This window comes from Citrobacter sp. VF227 (assembly GCF_052950715.1).
The window spans coordinates 1-257 of record NZ_JBRFVF010000722.1 but is presented as its reverse complement, the minus strand read 5'-3'; the positions used below and the strand labels follow the sequence as shown (position 1 = coordinate 257).

Sequence of the window (257 nt, the reverse complement as noted above, 5' to 3'; positions counted from 1 at the left end):
TGCGCGGGTACTGGCTTTTCAGAACCGTCATCAGTTAATCAGTCCGGAATCAACGAGCACAGCGCGCCTGGATCTGGTCAGCCGGATAGAGGGTGAGCTGGCGCAACAACAGGCACAGCTGAAACAGCTGCGGCGCTATATGAAAGAGACGGCGCCGGCGGTGCTCGCCGTCACCGCCCGGGTGGAGGCCCTGACAGAACAGCTCAAACAGGAGCAGGCGAGACTGACGGGGGATGACAGTGATGCGATGAACGATG

Annotated in this window: 1 pseudogene; it reads left to right on the top strand. The window is 60.3% G+C overall.

Annotation, left to right across the window (positions count from 1 at the left end):
• Positions 1-257 (top strand): annotated as a pseudogene (locus ACU8YC_RS28730) (sugar transporter); the annotation flags it as partial.